The organism is Streptomyces chisholmiae (genome assembly GCF_031845445.1).
Taxonomy (GTDB): Bacteria; Actinomycetota; Actinomycetes; order Streptomycetales; family Streptomycetaceae; genus Streptomyces; species Streptomyces chisholmiae.
Genome location: NZ_JAVREO010000010.1, coordinates 23405 through 37793, shown reverse-complemented (window position 1 = coordinate 37793; position 14389 = coordinate 23405). Strand labels below are relative to the sequence as shown.

Genomic DNA, 14389 nt, shown 5'->3' with positions numbered 1-14389 from the left:
GCCACGCCCAGCCGCCGGTGGGTGCCCGGGCCGTGGGGCCCGAGCCGGCGCGCTTCGCGCGCGGCGGCCCGGATCAGGGACGCGGGGTGTCGAGGTGGGTGGCGAGGGTGGTGAGGAAGGCGGCCAGGCCGGCGGGGCCGGGGACCGTGAGGTCCGTCGCCTCGGCCAGCGCCGTGACCTCCGCGCTGCCGCTGCACACCCGCAGTCCCGGGGTGCCGGCGGCCCGCAGGGCGTCGACGGCGGCGAACGCCGGCAGGTCGCCGAGGTCGTCGCCGGCGTAGAGGACGGAGCCGGCGCCGGTCTCCCGGGCCAGGGCGGTCAGGGCCGCGCCCTTGTCCATGCCGCCGGGGCGCAGCTCCAACACCAGGCGGCCGGGCTCGACGGTCAGCCCGTGCCGCTCGGCGAGCGCCCCCAGCGGGGCGCGCAGCGACTCGAACGCGCCGGCCGGGTCGGGGGCACGCCGGGTGTGCACGCCCAGCGCGTTGCCCTTGTCCTCGATGAACGCGCCGCTGGGCTCGACCAGTTCGGGCAGCTCGGCGCGGGCCGCCGCGACGCCGGGGTGCGGCGGCGGGGTGCGCAGCTCGCCGCTGGCCGCGTCCCAGCGCTCGGCGCCGTAGGCGCCCAGCACGATCAGGCCGCTCAGCTCGGGGTGGTCGGCGAAGCCGCCGAGCCGGACGGCGACCTCGGCGGGGCGGCCGGTGATCACCGCGACGACGGCGACCCGGCCGGCGAGCCGGGCCAGCGCGGGCACCGCGTCCGGGTGCGCGACGGCCTGGGCCGGGTCGGGGACGATGGGCGCGATGGTGCCGTCGAAGTCGAACGCGATCAGTGCCTTCGCCGGGTCCGCCAGCAGCGCGGTCAGTCCGGCCCGGCCGGCTTCCGTGGTGGGTACGGGGAGTTGGCCCATGGGCCCGAGCCTACCGGCGGGCTCGCTTGGCGTCACGACGGCGTCGCAGCCGGTTGACCGTCACCGGGTCGTGGGCCAGCGCCAGCGGATCGTCCAGCAGGGCGTTGAGCAGCTGGTAGTAGCGGGTCGGGGAGATGCCGAGCCGCTCCCGGATGGCGCGCTCCTTGGCGCCGGGGCCCGGCCAGGAGCGGCGCTCCAGGGCGAGCACCGCGCGGTCCCGCTCGGCGAGCCCGTCGGCCGGCTGGGCCGCCGGCTCCGGGTCGTCCGTCGATTCCGCACTCACCTGGGCATGTTAACCGGGGGCGCTGACACCCACGGTGGCCCCGCTCGTCGCCGGATCCGACCCCCAGGAGGCAGCAATGACGGTCGATGGCAGCCGAACCGCCGCCGAGATCGCCGCCCAGCCCGAGGCCTGGCGGCGCGCCGCCAGCGCGGCCGCCGCGGCCCGCGGCGGGCCGTCGGGGGGTGGGCTGCCGCGGCCCGGGGAGCGGGTCGCGGTGGTCGGGTGCGGCACCTCGTGGTTCATGGCGCAGGCCTACGCCGCGCTGCGGGAGGCGGCCGGCGAGGGCGAGACGGACGCCTTCCCGGCCTCCCAGTTCCCGCTGGACCGGGCCTACCAGCGGGTGGTGGCCATCTCCAGGTCGGGCACCACGACCGAGGTGGCGCGGCTGCTGGTCGCGTTGCGCGGCCGGTGGCCACGGCTGCCGGTGCTGGCGTTGACCACGGACCGGGACACGCCGGTCGGCCGGGCCGCTGACCAGGTCGCCGTGCTGGACTGGGCGGACGAACGGTCCGTGGTGCAGACGGTGTTCGCCACCACAGCGTTCAGCTTCCTGCGGGCCGCGCTGGCGGCTCCGGTGGGTGGCGCGGCCGCGGTGGCCGGCTCCGTGGTGGACGCCGAGGCGGCGTTGGCCACGCCGCTGCCGGACGCGGCGCTGGCGGCCGGCCAGTGGACGTTCCTGGGCAGCGGGTGGCGCCACGGGCTGGCGTTGGAGGCGGCGCTCAAGCTGCGGGAGGCGGCCGGGGCCTGGACGGAGGCGTATCCGGCGATGGAGTACCGGCACGGCCCGTTGGCCATCGCGGCGCCGGGGCGCGTGGTCTGGCTCTTCGAGCCGGCGCCCGAGGGACTGGAGGGGAGCGTACGGGCCGCGGGCGCCGCCCTGTGGGGTCCGGCGGCGGGCGATCCGCTGGCCTCGCTGGTGCTGGCGCAGCGGCTCGCGGTGGCGGTCGCGGGGGCCAGGGGGCTCGATCCGGACCGGCCGCGCGGGCTCACTCGTTCGGTGATCTTGCCGTAGTGGACTAGACCTCTTCGCCTGTTCGGGGCGAGACTGGCGCGTGTGAGTCTCCAGGACCAGCAAGCGAAGTACGTGATCGCCCTCGATGTCGGCGGCACCACGCTCAAGGCCGCGCTGACCGGCCCGGACAACGTGCCGCTGTTCCGTGCCCGACGGGACACCGCGACCGGCGGGCCGGCGGCCGTGGTCGACGGAATTCTGGACTTCGCCACGGAGTTGGCCGCCGAGGGGCGGGCCAGGTGCGGCGGGCCGCCGGCCGCGGCCGGCCTGGCGGTGCCCGGGGTGGTGGACGAGGCCGCCGGCGTGGCCCGGTACAGCGCCAACCTCGGCTGGCGGGACCTGCCGTTGGCCGGGCTGCTGTCGGAACGGCTGGCCGGGGTGCCGGTGGCGCTGAGCCACGACGTGCGGGTCGGCGGGCTGGCCGAGGGCCGGCTGGGCGCCGGGGCCGGCGTCGGCCGGTTCTTCTTCGTGGCCCTGGGCACCGGGATCGCCGGCGCCATCGGGGTGGGCGACCGGATGGAGCCGGGGGCGCACGGGGGCGCGGGGGAGATCGGGCACGTCGTGGTGCGCCCCGGTGGCCCGCGCTGCGGCTGCGGCCAGTACGGCTGTCTGGAGACCCTGGCCTCGGCCGCCGCCGTCGGCCGGGCCTGGGCCGAGGCGTCCGGCGCGGCCGGCGCCAGCGCCGCCGACGCGGCCCGCGCCGTGGTGGCCGGTGACGCCCGGGCCGCCGCGGTCTGGCGGGCGGCCGTGGACGCGCTGGCCGACGGCCTGCTGGTGGTGGTCAACCTGCTCGACCCCGAGGTGGTGATCGTCGGCGGTGGGCTCGCCGAGGCCGGCGAGACGCTGCTCGGCCCGCTGCGTTCCGCGCTGGCCGCCAAGGCCACCTTCCAACGTCTGCCCACCGTGGTCCCCGCCGCGCTGGGCGAGGCGGCCGGCTGCCTCGGCGCCGGCCTGCTCGCCTGGGACCACGTCGCACTCCCCCACACCCAGGAGGTTTCCCCGTGACCCCGCCGCGTGACGCCGCCCGTCCGACCACAGCCCCGCCCGCCTTCGCCGTGCCGTCCGGCCGGTCCACCCGCACCCGGCTCACCGGCGCCCGGGTGGTGACGCCTGGCGGGGTGGTGGAGGGCGGCGAGGTCGCCTTCGAGGGCGGGGTGATCCTGCCGGACCGGCCGCCGGGGGCGGCCGAGCCCGCCGACACCGCGGTGCTGGACCTGGCCGGGCACTGGCTGGTGCCGGGCTTCGTGGACCTCCATGTGCACGGCGGCGGCGGGGCCTCGTTCTCCGCCGGCGACGCCGCCGAGGCGCTGCGGGTGGTGGCCACCCACCGGGCGCACGGCACCACCACGCTGGTGGCCTCGATGGTGACCGGGGCGCTGGACGAGCTGGCGGCCCAGGCGGGGGTGCTCAGCGAGCTGGTGGAGCAGGGCGACCTGGCCGGAGTGCACTTCGAGGGCCCGTTCATCGCGGAGAACCGCTGTGGCGCGCACGATCCGGCGCTGCTGCGCGACCCGGACCCGGCGGACGTCCGCAAGCTGGTGGACGCGGCCCGGGGCACCGCCCGGATGCTCACCCTGGCGCCGGAGCGGTCCGGCGGCCTCGACTCGGTGCGGCTGCTGCGCGAGCTGGGGGTGCTGGCCGCGGTGGGCCACACGGACGCCAGCTACGAGGTGACCCGGCGGGCGATCGACGCCGGGGCGAGCGTGGCCACCCACCTGTTCAACGCGATGCCGCCGCTGGCGCACCGGGCACCAGGGCCGATCGCCGCGCTGCTGGAGGACGAGCGGGTCACCGTCGAGCTGATCAACGACGGGACCCATCTGCACCCCTCGGTGCTCGGCCTGGCCTTCCGCTCGGCCGGCGCCGGCCGGGTGGCGCTGATCACCGACGCGATGGGCGCGGCCGGGATGGGCGACGGCGCGTACCCGCTGGGCCCGCTGCGGGTGGCGGTGGTCGACGGGGTGGCCCGGATCGTGGACGAGCGGACGCCGCCGGGCACCGGCGCCATCGCCGGCTCGACGCTGACCCTGGACCGCGCGCTGCGCCGCTCGGTGACGGTGGACGGACTGCCCGTCGAGGACGCGGTGCGGGCGCTGTCCGGCACGCCGGCCCGGCTGCTCGGCCTGGCCGACCGGGTGGGCTCGATCGAGCCGGGCAAGGACGCCGACCTGGTGGTGCTGGACGCCGGGTTCACGGTGGTCGGCGTGGTGCGCAAGGGCGAGTGGCTGGCCGCCCCGTGACCCTGTCCGACTGTCGGCGGCTGCTGACCGAGGCGCGCGCGGCGGGGCGCGCGCTGCCCGCGTTCAACGTGATCACGCTGGAGCACGCCGAGGCGGTGGTCGCCGCCGCGACCCGGCTCGGGGTACCGGTGGTGTTACAGCTCTCGCAGCGCGCGGTGGCCCACCACGGCGGCCGGCTGGCGCCGCTGGCCGCCGCGCTGGCCGCGCTGGCGGCGGCGGCCCCGGTGCCGCTGGCGCTGCACCTGGACCACCTGGACGAGGGGCCGCTGGGCCGCCGGCTGCTGCGGGCGGCGCCGGCGGCCGGCTTCGGCTCGGTGATGTTCGACGGCTCGGCGCTGCCGCTGGCGGAGAACCTGGCGGCCACCGCGGCGGCGGTGGCGTTCGGGCACCGCAACGGGCTGCTGGTGGAGGCCGAGCTGGGCCGGATCGGCGGCAAGCCGGGGGACGCGCACACCCCCGGGGTGCGCACCGATCCGGCGGAGGCGGCGGAGTTCGTCCGGGCGACGGGCGTGGACGCGCTGGCGGTGGCGGTGGGCAGCGGGCACGCGATGACCAGCAGGACGGCCCGGCTGGACCGGCCGCTGATCGCCCGGCTGCGGGCGGCGGTACCGGTGCCGCTGGTGCTGCACGGCTCGTCCGGGGTGCCGGACGCCGAGTTACGCGGCGCGGTGCGGGCCGGGATGACCAAGATCAACATAGGCACCGCGCTCAACGTGGCGCTGACCGGCGCCGTCCGGGAGCGGCTGGCCGCCGAGCCGGCGCTGGTGGACCCGCGCGGCTACCTGGCCGCCGGCCGGGCGGCGATGACCGAGGAGGTGGTGCGGCTGCTCGGCGTGCTGGCCCGGCCGGACGACGGGGCGGCGGAGGTCAGTCCCCCGGCTCGGGCTCGCTGAGGTAGATCTGGTCGATCACCACGTCGCAGGAGTCGGCGCAGGTGAACTCGATGGTGTTCTCGCCCTCGACCAGGTCGACCAGGTTGTAGGTGCTCTGCCAGCTCTCTTCCCAGGCGTCGCTGTTCTCGTTGTAGTCCCGGAGGTTGACCGGGTCCGGGCGGGGCATTCCGTTGATCGAGAAGGACAGCGTCTGGTCGTCGCTGATCACCGAGTAGCCGGTGTAGAGGCGGTACCGGCCCGGGTCGCCGGTCAGCTCGAAGGTCCAGGTGATCCCGGAGCCCTGCTGGTTCTGGAGCGCGATGTAGGAGCCGGACTCGGCGCGGGAGCCGGGGATGGTCGCCTCCACGGCGGCGTCGCCGGCCAGCGGCAGCCGGCTGACGTCGGCGGTCGGCAGCCCGTCGGGCTCCGGCTCCGGCTCGGGCTCCTCCTCGCCCCCGGTGCCGCCCTCGTCCTCGCCCGCACCGTCGTCGGTGGGCTCCGAGGTCGGCTGGTCGCCGCCGGCGGTGTCGTCCCCGTCACCGCTGCTGAAGAAGATCGCCGCGCCCACCCCGAGCACCACGGCCAGCACCACCGCGATGGCGCCGATCAGCAGCCCGTTGCGCCGGTTGTCCTGGTCGGCCCGGCGCCGGTCGTGCGGCGGACCCCCGCCGTAGCCGCCCGGCTGGGTCTCGGGGGCGGCGTAGCGGGCGTCCGGCGACGGCTGCTGCTGTTGCTGCCGGTACCCCTGCTGGCCACCGAAGGTGCGCTCCCCCACCGGGCGCACCTGGTTGTACGAGGGCTGCCGCGGGCCGGCCGGCGGCTGGGCCTGGCCGGCCTCGGGTCGATAGAGGTAGGCGAACGGGTCGTCGCCGTCGTCAGGCGTGCCCTGCCCGGTGTTCCCCGCGCTCATCGACTGCCGCTCCTTCGTCGCTGCGGTACCACATGTCCCACCCCAGGTGTCTGGGCGCGAGCCTACCCCGTTCGAGGGAACGCCCGAGCCAGCCGGCGGACGGCTGTCCCGAAGCCGACGGCGCACGGCGGCGCGGCCGCCAGGGGCCCGGCTAGCCGGCCCGCCGGCGGCCCTGGGCGCGGGACCGCTTCTCCATGTACATCCGCTGGTCGGCGGACTGGAGGATCTCCTCGGTCGTCATCCCGCAGGCGGCCCAGCCGATGCCGAAGCTCGCGCCCACCCGGACCGAACGCCCCTCCACCCGGATGGCCGGAACGATCCCGTTGCGCAGCCGGACCGCCAGGTCGGCGGCGTCCCGCGGGCCGAGCCCCTCGGCCAGCACCACGAACTCGTCGCCGCCCAGCCTGGCCACCGTGTCGTTGTCCCGGACCCCCTGCTCCAGCCGGCGGGCCACCTCGACCAGCACCGCGTCGCCGCAGACGTGCCCGAAGCGGTCGTTGATCGACTTGAAGCCGTCCAGGTCGCAGAAGAGGACGGCCAGCCCCTTGCCGTCGCCACCCGGGGCGTCCGGCTGCCACACGTGTTCGTGGTGGTGGTCGAAGCCGTGGTGCGGGCGGGCCCCGCCGGGGCCGTCGAAGAGGGCGACGCTCAGCGCCTCCGGGCTGGGCGCCGGGTGCGGGCGGCCCTCCGGCGGGTGGGCGCAGATCCGGCCGCCGAGCCGGGCCCGCAGCTCGGCGCTGTTGGGCAGGCCGGTCAGCGAGTCGTGGCTGGCGCGGTGCGCCAGGGCCAGCTCGTGCCGCTTGCGCTCCTCGATGTCCTCGACGTGGGTCAGCTGCACCTGCGGCCCGGCGGCCGGGTCGGCGACCACCGAGTTGCGCAGGTTGACCCAGATGTAGGAGCCGTCCTTGCGGGCCAGCCGCAGCTCGGCCCGGCCGCCGTCGTTGGCGGTGCGCAGCAGCGTGCCCATGTCCTCCGGGTGCACCAGGTCGGCGAAGCTGTAGCGGCGGAGCACCGCCACGGTGCGGTCCAGCAGCCGGCAGAGCGCGTCGTTGACCCGCAGCAGCCGGCCGTCGCCGTCGCCGCCGACCTCCGCGATGGCCATCCCGCTGGGGGCGTACTCGAAGGCCTGCCGGAAGCTCTCCTCGCTGGCCCGCAGCGCCTCCTGCTCGCGTTCGAGGCGGACCAGGGCGCGCTGCATGTTGCCGCGCAGCCGGGCGTTGCTGATGGCGATGGCGGCCTGGGAGGCGTAGAGCTGGAGGGCCTCGCAGCCCCAGGGCCCCGGCCGGCGGCCGTTGCGCGGCTTGTCGACCTCCAGCACGGCGAGCAGCTCGCCGTCGGACGCGTACATCGGGGCGAACAGCCGGTCCATCGGGTGCCACTCGTCGGGGTAGCGGGGCGCGGGACCCGTGGTGTGCCACTGCGGCACCCCGTCGTGGTCCAGCACCCAGCCCTCGGTGTAGGGGATGAAGCGCAGCTCGCCCCAGCGCTCCCCCATGCTCAGCCGGCGCTCCCAGGAGGCGCGCGAGCCGGTGCGGCCGGCGATGGCGGCCTCCGCCTTGTCCACCTCGCCCCGGTCGGCGCCGGCGACGGCGGCGACCAGCAGGTCGCCGTCGGGCCGGACCACGTTGACCGAGGCCAGCTCGAAGCCGAGCGCGGTCACGGTGCCGTCGGCGATGGTCTGGAGGGTGTCCGCCATGCTGCGGGCGGTGTTCAGCTGGGCGACGACCTGGTGCAACTCCCGCAACGAAGCGAGGCGTACATAGGGCTCCGTCTCCGTTTCCATCACTCCCCCGGTGCGCGCAAAATGCACGTGCAGATATACAGGCCACTGAATCACAGGGAGCTGCCCACTAGGTACACAGGGTCAGCGATTAGTAGCCTACTGTGACTCATGTCACACTGCGGACAGGCTCGGTCGCGGGATGTAGGACGGTTCGGGACAAAGCCCTGGTTCCTCCGTCGGATGCGCGTTCCCCGGCCGGGGCGTTAGCGTGCCGGGGTGTCCGTTCCCGCTCCACGGCCCATCCGGGCCGCCCCCGCCGAGGCCCCCGCCGCCGTCCTCCCGCATGCTGAGGGGGTGAGCGAGGAGGAGTTCCGCGGCGTGCTGGCCCGGCTGGCCGGCGGGGTGGTGCTGGTCAGCGCGCACGACCCGGACGACGGGCCGGCCGGCGCGCCCGCCGGGATGACGGCGACCGCGTTCCTCTCCGTCTCGCTCGACCCACCGCTGGTGCTGGTCAGCGTCCGCACCGGGTCCCGGATGGACGAGGTGCTCACCGAGCAGCCGCTGTGGGCGGTCTCCCTGCTGAGCCAGGAGCAGCGGGTCACCGCCGGCCGGTTCGCGATGCGCGGCCGGCTGAGCGACCGGCTGCTCTTCCGCGAGGTGCCCCACGTGCTCGGCGAACACACCGGGGCGCCGCTGCTCAAGGACGCGCTGGCCGGCCTGGAGTGCCGCACCGAGAGCCGGGTGCCGGCCGGCGACCACACGCTGGTGGTCGGGCGGGTGCTCGGCACCCACCTCGGTGGGATGGCCGGCGCCCCGCTGCTCTACTACCAGGGCGCCTACCGGCACCTGGCGTGAGGCGGGCTCAGTCCCAGCCGGCGCGCCCGCCGCGCCCCTTCTTCAGCTCGGAGCGCCGCCGCTTCTCCCGCAGCCGCCGCTCCACCAGCGACCGCGGCGGCTTCTTCGCCCGCCGCGCCCGGGGCGGCGGGGCGGTGGCCTCGGTCAGCAGCTCGGTCAGCCGCCGGAGCGCCGCCTCCCGGTTCCGCAGCTGCGAGCGGTGCTCGCTGGCCCGGACCACCAGCTCCCCGCCCTCCGTCAGCCGGCCGGCCAGCCGGGCCAGCGCGCGTTCCTTCCAGACCTCGGGCAGCACCGTGCTGGCGGCCACGTCGAACCGCAACTCGGCCTGGGTGTCCGAGGTGTTGACATGCTGGCCGCCGGGCCCCGAGGAACGCGAGAAGCGCCAGCGCAGCTCGGACTCGGGCAGGCTGACGGCACCGCGGACGCGATAGGAACCGGACATGCGTGCCATGGTCCCGCCTCCGGCAGCCGGCCGCACTTCGGTTTTCCCCGGTTTCCCCATCCGTCCCCTGGAACCCGCCCTCGACTGACATCGTTGGGGTCAGTGAGAGTAACGTCTTCGCAAAGAAGATCAGAACCATCATCGTGACTAAGGGGACTTCTCCATGGGTGTGAGCCTGTCCAAGGGCGGCAACGTCTCGCTGAGCAAGGAGGCTCCAGGCCTGACCGCGGTCACCGTCGGCCTGGGCTGGGACGTCCGCACCACCACCGGTACCGACTTCGACCTGGACGCCAGCGCCCTCGCGGTGGACAGCTCCGGCAAGATCGTCTCGGACCAGCACTTCATCTTCTACAACAACCTCGCCACGCCCGACGGCACCATCCAGCACACCGGTGACAACCTCACCGGTGAGGGCGAGGGCGACGACGAGCAGATCAAGGTCGGCCTGGCCGGTCTGCCGGCCGAGGTGGACAAGATCGTCTTCCCGGTCTCGATCCACGACGCCGACAACCGCGGTCAGAACTTCGGCCAGGTCCGCAACGCGTTCATCCGCGTGCTCAACCAGGCCGACGGCGTCGAGCTGGCCCGCTACGACCTGACCGAGGACGCCTCCACCGAGACCGCCATGGTCTTCGGCGAGCTGTACCGGAACGGCGCCGACTGGAAGTTCCGCGCGGTGGGCCAGGGCTACGCCTCCGGCCTGGCCGGCATCGCCCAGGACTTCGGCGTCAACATCTGACGTCCGGACCGGCCCGCCGACCCGCGCCCAGCGGTCGGCGGGCCGTTCTCGCGTCCCGGCCCCCGCCACCCCGGTCGCCCGCCCCGCCACCCGGCGCGGGCCGCCACGGCACGCGGCCCGTACGGCATGGGGACTTGCCTTCGCCAACGCCGTACTGAAGGGTATGGGCCCATGCAGATCGTCATCACCTCGCGAAGGGCGGCGACGCTGGACACCTGGCGGCGGGCCGGCGCGTACGGCCCCGAGGTGAGCTTCCACCTGGGGCCGCGCTCGCCGCTGCCGGTGGACGCGATGGTGGTGGCCGGGGTGCACGCCTTCCCCCGGCTCGGCGGCCGCCCCCGCTGGGACCGGGCGCAGCTGATCGAGAACACCCACGAGGACGACTGGCCCAAGTACCTCGTGGTGCCGCCCACTCGGCCGATGGTGCTGGGCGAGGACCGGGTCGCCCGCATCCACCCCGACTACCGCCGGATCAGCCCGGCCGGCTACGCGGCCTCCCGCGCCCTGGCCGAGATCGTCCGCTGGAACGCCAGCCAGGACGACACCATCTCGGCCGCCGAAGTGAACCTGCCGCTGCTCGAGTTCGACAACCCGGCGGACGCGGCCAGCGCCCGGGCGTTCCACCAGGCGCTGGCCGCGGCCCGCGAGCGGACCGAGACGCCAGCCTGAAACTGAGCCGGCGGCCCGTCAGTTGGCCTCGACCAGCCGCAGCTCGGGGTGGGCCGTGCCGCCCTCGATGGCGGTCGAGGAGAGGTGCGAGACCACCCGGTCGTCGACCGGGTCCTGGGCCGGGTCCTCGTGCACCACCAGGTGCTCGTACGTCGTCGCCCGCTGCGCCGGCACCCGGCCCGCGTCCCGGATCAGCCCGATCAGCTCCAGCCGGTTCGACCGGTGCCTGGCCCCGGCCGAGGAGACCACGTTCTCCTCCAGCATCACCGAGCCGAGGTCGTCCGCCCCGTAGTGCAGGGAGAGTTGGCCGACCTCCTTGCCGGTGGTCAGCCAGGAGCCCTGGATGTGCGCCACGTTGTCCAGGAAGAGCCGGGCCACCGCGATCAGCCGCAGGTACTCGAAGAGCGTCGCCTGGGTCTGGCCGCGCAGCCGGTTGTTCTCCGGCTGGTAGGTGTAGGGGATGAACGCCCGGAAGCCACCGGTGCGGTCCTGCACGTCCCGGACCATCCGCAGGTGCTCGATCCGCTCCGCGTTGGTCTCCCCGGTGCCCATCAGCATGGTGCAGGTGGACTCGACGCCGAGGTTGTGCGCCGTCTCCATGATGGAGAGCCACTCCTCGCCCGACTCCTTGAGCGGCGCGATGGCGGTGCGCGGCCGGGCCGGCAGCAACTCGGCGCCGGCACCGGCGAACGAGTCCAGGCCAGCGGCGTGGATCCGGCGGATCGCCTCCTCGTTGCTGACTTTCGAGATCCGCGCCATGTGCGCCACCTCGGAGGCGCCCAGCGAGTGGATCACCAGCTGCGGGAAGGCCTCCTTGATCGCCGCGAAGTGCCGCTCGTAGTACTCCACGCCGTAGTCCGGGTGGTGGCCGCCCTGGAACATGATCTGGGTGCCGCCCAGCTCCACCGTCTCGGCGCAGCGCCGCAGGATGTCGTCCAGGTCCCTGGTCCACACCTCGTCACTCTTGGGCGCGGCGTAGAAGGCGCAGAACTTGCAGGCCGTGACGCAGGCGTTGGTGTAGTTGATGTTGCGTTCGATGATGTACGTGGCGATGTGCTCGATGCCCGCGTAACGGCGGCGGCGCACCGCGTCCGCCGCCCGCCCCAGCGCGTGCAACGGCGCGGAACGGTAGAGGTCCAAAGCCTCCTGCGGGGTGATCCGCCCACCCTCGGCGGCCCGATCCAGCACGCTGGCGAACTCGGCGCCCATCGCGTTCCCTCCGGAGGTTGCGGTGACAACGGCGCTCCCAGCGTACGCCAGGGCCCCGAACCGGCAGGTCAGCCCTCCGGGCTGAGAGTGCCCTCGTTCTCGTTGCCCTCGGCGTTGCCGTTGAAGGCCAGCCCGCCGTCCGCCGTCGGGCGGAGCACGAACTCGGCCGGCCCGGGGACGCAGGTGGCGGACAACGTGGAGCGTTCCCGGTCCAGTTGGGCCTCGAACGTCAGCTGGTCCTCGGCGACCTCGGTGAGGGTGAGCCGGTCCACGCAGGTGGCCAGGCCGATGGAGTCGGTGTGCGCCGTGGTCCCCACCTCCTCGCCCACCCGGCCCTCACCGAGCTCGACGACCATGGTGCCCATCGGCAGCCCGCGCATGGTGAGGCCGCCCGACCACCGGCCGAGGTACCGCTCGGGGACGGCGTCGGCGGCCGGCGGGGCGTCGGAGTCGCGCAGCAGCCACACCGCGCCGCCCGCGCCGGCGGCCAGCAGCAGCGCGAGGGCCGCGCCGAGCAGCGCCCGCCGGCGGCGGCGCGCCGGGCGCGCGGCGGCCGGCGGAGCCGGGACGGTGGGCCGGGGCTGGTTCGGCGGCGGCGGGAGGTCCGGCGCGGTCGGGTGGCCGGCGAGCCCGAACGGCGTCGGCGGCGGCGTTCCGGGCGGCGTTGCTTCGGGTCGGGGGTCCGGCGGCGGGGTGGCCGGCGGGGCGCTGGCCGGCGGCGCGCCCTCCAGGTCCAGCAGCCGCACCGCCCGCCGGCTGACCTCCTCGACCAGCGGCTGGGGCAGCCAGCCGGCGGCCAGCAGCGCGGCCGGCTCCGCGCCCGCGGCGCAGGCCGCCGAGAGCTCGGCCGGCGTCGGCCGGTCCGCCGGCCGCTTCTCCAGGCAGGCGGCGACCAACGGCCGCACCGCCGCCGGCACCGCGGCCAGTTCGGGCGGCTCGTGCACCACCCGGTAGAGCAGCTGCGCCACCCCGGTACCGGGGAACGGCGGCTGGCCGGCGGCGGCGAAGGCCAGCACGGCGCCACAGGAGAAGATGTCGGTGGCCGGCCCGAGCTCCGCGCCGAGCGCCTGCTCGGGCGACATGTAGCCCGGCGAGCCGACGGCCACCCCGGTGGTGGTCAGCTGGGCGCCGCCTTCGACGGCCCGGGCTATGCCGAAGTCGATCAGCCGCGGACCGTCAAGCCCCAGCAGCACGTTGGACGGCTTGACGTCCCGGTGCACCAGCCCGCCGCGGTGGACCGCGGCCAGCCCCTCGGCCAGGCCGAGGCCGAGCGCCCGCACCGAGCCCTCGGGGAGCGGGCCGTGACCGGCGACCGCCGCCGCCAGGTCGGGCCCGGCCACGTAGCCGGTGGCCACCCAGGGCACCTCGGCCTCCGGGTCGGCGTCCAGCACCGGCGCCGTCCAGGCGTCACCCACCGCCCGCGCGGCGGCCACCTCCCGGGCGAACCGGGCGCGGAACCGTTCCTCCGCCGCGATGTGCGGATGCACCAGCTTGACGGCGACGGTCCGCCCGCCGGCGCTGCGGCCCAGGTAGACCCGGCCCATACCGCCCTGGCCCAGCCGCCCCAGCAGCCGGTACGCGCCGACCGCGGGCGGGTCGTCGGGCGTCAGCGGCCGCATCAGCCCGGCCCGGAGGCGTCCAGCAGCTCCACCCCGGCGCCGTCCGCCCGACCGATCCGGCGGGCGAACTCGGCGGCGCCGGCCAGCTGCCGCTCGCCGAGCCGGAAGTCCAGGGTGGTGAAGTACCGCTCCAGCACCGAGGCGTCGAAGTCCTCCCAGCGGGCGGCCTGCTCGGCCACCTTGCCGACCTCGGTCAGCGACAGGTCGCGGGAGGCGAGGAAGGCGCGGTGCACCTCGCGCACCACCTCCGGGTGACGGGCCAGGTAGTCGCGCCGCACACACCAGACGGCGAAGACGAACGGCAGCCCGGTCCACTCGTGCCACATCGCGCCCAGGTCGTGGACAGCCAGACCGAGCCGGGGCGCGTCGTGCAGCGAGGCGCGCAGCGCGGCGTCGCCGATCAGCACGGCCGCCTCCGCCTCCTGCATCATCAGCCCCAGGTCGGGCGGGCAGGTGTAGTAGTCGGGGGTGACGCCGTACCGCTCGGCCAGCAGCAGCCGGGCCAGCCGCACCGAGGTGCGGGAGGTGGAGCCGAGCGCCACCCGCGCGCCGTCCAGCCGCTCCAGCGGGCTCTGCGAGACGATCACGCAGGACATCACGGGCCCGTCGCAGCCCACCGCGATGTCGGGGAAGGCGACCAGCTCGTCGGAGTGGGCGAAGAAGTCCATGAGCGAGACGGGCCCCATGTCCAGCTCGCCGGCCACCAGCCGCTCGCCCAGCCGCTCCGGGGTGTCCTTGACCAGGTCCAGATCCAGCAGGGTGCCGGTTCTGGCGAGCCCCCAGTAGAGGGGGAGGCAGTTGAGGAACTGGATGTGTCCGACACGGGGGCGACTTGGGTGGTGTGTAGTCACGTGAGGGAGGGTACGCCTGAAGTCGTGCGAGCCAACGTTCAGGGACAGGTCCACCCGA

The 14389-nt window shown here is 75.4% G+C and carries 15 protein-coding genes; 7 read left to right on the top strand and 8 right to left on the bottom strand.

What is annotated here, in order from left to right:
• Nucleotides 1-73: 73 nt before the first annotated feature.
• Nucleotides 74-907, bottom strand: a complete 834-nt coding sequence (otsB, locus tag RM844_RS17615; protein WP_311668196.1) for a trehalose-phosphatase — start codon at nt 905-907, stop codon at nt 74-76.
• Between the two features lie 10 nt (nt 908-917).
• The gene (locus RM844_RS17610) at nt 918-1190 is read right to left on the bottom strand and encodes a DUF3263 domain-containing protein (protein WP_311668195.1); all 273 of its coding nucleotides are present in this window, start codon (nt 1188-1190) and stop codon (nt 918-920) included.
• Between the two features lie 76 nt (nt 1191-1266).
• Here RM844_RS17610 and RM844_RS17605 point away from each other — a divergent pair, with 76 nt between their 5' ends.
• Genes RM844_RS17605 through RM844_RS17590 form a run of 4 tightly spaced genes read left to right on the top strand, consistent with a single transcriptional unit; the run spans nt 1267 to nt 5335 of the window.
• Nucleotides 1267-2202 carry an SIS domain-containing protein gene (locus RM844_RS17605; RefSeq protein ID WP_311668194.1) on the top strand — a complete coding sequence of 312 codons (936 nt, stop codon included), beginning with the start codon at nt 1267-1269 and terminating at the stop codon, nt 2200-2202.
• A 42-nt stretch (nt 2203-2244) separates the two neighbouring features.
• Nucleotides 2245-3207 carry an ROK family protein gene (locus RM844_RS17600; protein ID WP_311668193.1) on the top strand — a complete coding sequence of 321 codons (963 nt, stop codon included), beginning with the start codon at nt 2245-2247 and terminating at the stop codon, nt 3205-3207.
• Between the two features lie 50 nt (nt 3208-3257).
• Entirely contained in the window at nt 3258-4442 is a 1185-nt protein-coding gene (nagA, locus tag RM844_RS17595) for an N-acetylglucosamine-6-phosphate deacetylase (protein ID WP_311668428.1), read from the top strand.
• Nucleotides 4439-5335 carry a class II fructose-bisphosphate aldolase gene (locus RM844_RS17590; RefSeq protein ID WP_311668192.1) on the top strand — a complete coding sequence of 299 codons (897 nt, stop codon included), beginning with the start codon at nt 4439-4441 and terminating at the stop codon, nt 5333-5335. Before nagA ends, RM844_RS17590 begins: the two co-directional genes overlap by 4 nt.
• Here the strand turns inward: RM844_RS17590 and RM844_RS17585 are convergent.
• Both RM844_RS17585 and cdgB read right to left on the bottom strand, forming a co-directional pair.
• A complete protein-coding gene (locus tag RM844_RS17585) occupies nt 5310-6224 on the bottom strand; it encodes a carbohydrate-binding protein (RefSeq protein WP_311668191.1) in 915 nt (304 codons plus the stop codon). The two genes, RM844_RS17590 and RM844_RS17585, sit on opposite strands and share 26 nt — an antisense overlap.
• Nucleotides 6225-6375: 151 nt before the next feature.
• Nucleotides 6376-8007 (bottom strand): diguanylate cyclase CdgB, encoded by a 1632-nt coding sequence (gene cdgB, locus RM844_RS17580; RefSeq protein ID WP_311668190.1) that lies wholly within the window; start codon nt 8005-8007, stop codon nt 6376-6378.
• Nucleotides 8008-8301: 294 nt separating this feature from the next.
• Between cdgB and RM844_RS17575 the strand changes: the two genes are divergently transcribed.
• Complete coding sequence (locus tag RM844_RS17575; protein WP_311668189.1) at nt 8302-8802, top strand: flavin reductase family protein; 501 nt, start codon at nt 8302-8304, stop codon at nt 8800-8802.
• Nucleotides 8803-8809: 7 nt separating this feature from the next.
• Here RM844_RS17575 and arfB read toward each other — a convergent pair whose 3' ends face one another.
• Complete coding sequence (arfB, locus tag RM844_RS17570; protein WP_311668188.1) at nt 8810-9253, bottom strand: alternative ribosome rescue aminoacyl-tRNA hydrolase ArfB; 444 nt, start codon at nt 9251-9253, stop codon at nt 8810-8812.
• Between the two features lie 154 nt (nt 9254-9407).
• Between arfB and RM844_RS17565 the strand changes: the two genes are divergently transcribed.
• Both RM844_RS17565 and RM844_RS17560 read left to right on the top strand, forming a co-directional pair.
• Nucleotides 9408-9983, top strand: a complete 576-nt coding sequence (locus RM844_RS17565) for a TerD family protein (protein ID WP_311668187.1) — start codon at nt 9408-9410, stop codon at nt 9981-9983.
• A gap of 171 nt (nt 9984-10154) precedes the next feature.
• A complete protein-coding gene (locus RM844_RS17560) occupies nt 10155-10652 on the top strand; it encodes a hypothetical protein (protein ID WP_311668186.1) in 498 nt (165 codons plus the stop codon).
• A gap of 18 nt (nt 10653-10670) precedes the next feature.
• Here the strand turns inward: RM844_RS17560 and mqnC are convergent, their stop codons facing one another.
• The 3 genes from mqnC to RM844_RS17545 all read right to left on the bottom strand — a co-directional run bounded on the left by mqnC (nt 10671) and on the right by RM844_RS17545 (nt 14331).
• Entirely contained in the window at nt 10671-11861 is a 1191-nt protein-coding gene (mqnC, locus tag RM844_RS17555; protein WP_311668185.1) for a cyclic dehypoxanthinyl futalosine synthase, read from the bottom strand.
• Nucleotides 11862-11929: 68 nt separating this feature from the next.
• Entirely contained in the window at nt 11930-13480 is a 1551-nt protein-coding gene (locus tag RM844_RS17550) for a serine/threonine-protein kinase (protein WP_311668184.1), read from the bottom strand.
• On the bottom strand, nt 13480-14331 hold the full coding sequence (locus RM844_RS17545; RefSeq protein ID WP_311668183.1) for a menaquinone biosynthetic enzyme MqnA/MqnD family protein: 852 nt from the start codon (nt 14329-14331) through the stop codon (nt 13480-13482). The genes RM844_RS17550 and RM844_RS17545 overlap by 1 nt, the downstream gene beginning before the upstream one ends.
• Nucleotides 14332-14389 lie beyond the last annotated feature (58 nt).

Coding starts and splice junctions, on each gene's coding strand:
- RM844_RS17605 (WP_311668194.1), top strand. CDS start 1,267: ATGACGGTCGATGGCAGCCGAACCGCCGCCGAGATCGCCGCCCAGCCC.
- RM844_RS17550 (WP_311668184.1), bottom strand. CDS start 13,480: ATGCGGCCGCTGACGCCCGACGACCCGCCCGCGGTCGGCGCGTACCGG.
- RM844_RS17565 (WP_311668187.1), top strand. CDS start 9,408: ATGGGTGTGAGCCTGTCCAAGGGCGGCAACGTCTCGCTGAGCAAGGAG.
- RM844_RS17560 (WP_311668186.1), top strand. CDS start 10,155: ATGCAGATCGTCATCACCTCGCGAAGGGCGGCGACGCTGGACACCTGG.
- arfB (WP_311668188.1), bottom strand. CDS start 9,253: ATGGCACGCATGTCCGGTTCCTATCGCGTCCGCGGTGCCGTCAGCCTG.
- otsB (WP_311668196.1), bottom strand. CDS start 907: ATGGGCCAACTCCCCGTACCCACCACGGAAGCCGGCCGGGCCGGACTG.
- cdgB (WP_311668190.1), bottom strand. CDS start 8,007: ATGGAAACGGAGACGGAGCCCTATGTACGCCTCGCTTCGTTGCGGGAG.
- mqnC (WP_311668185.1), bottom strand. CDS start 11,861: ATGGGCGCCGAGTTCGCCAGCGTGCTGGATCGGGCCGCCGAGGGTGGG.
- RM844_RS17585 (WP_311668191.1), bottom strand. CDS start 6,224: ATGAGCGCGGGGAACACCGGGCAGGGCACGCCTGACGACGGCGACGAC.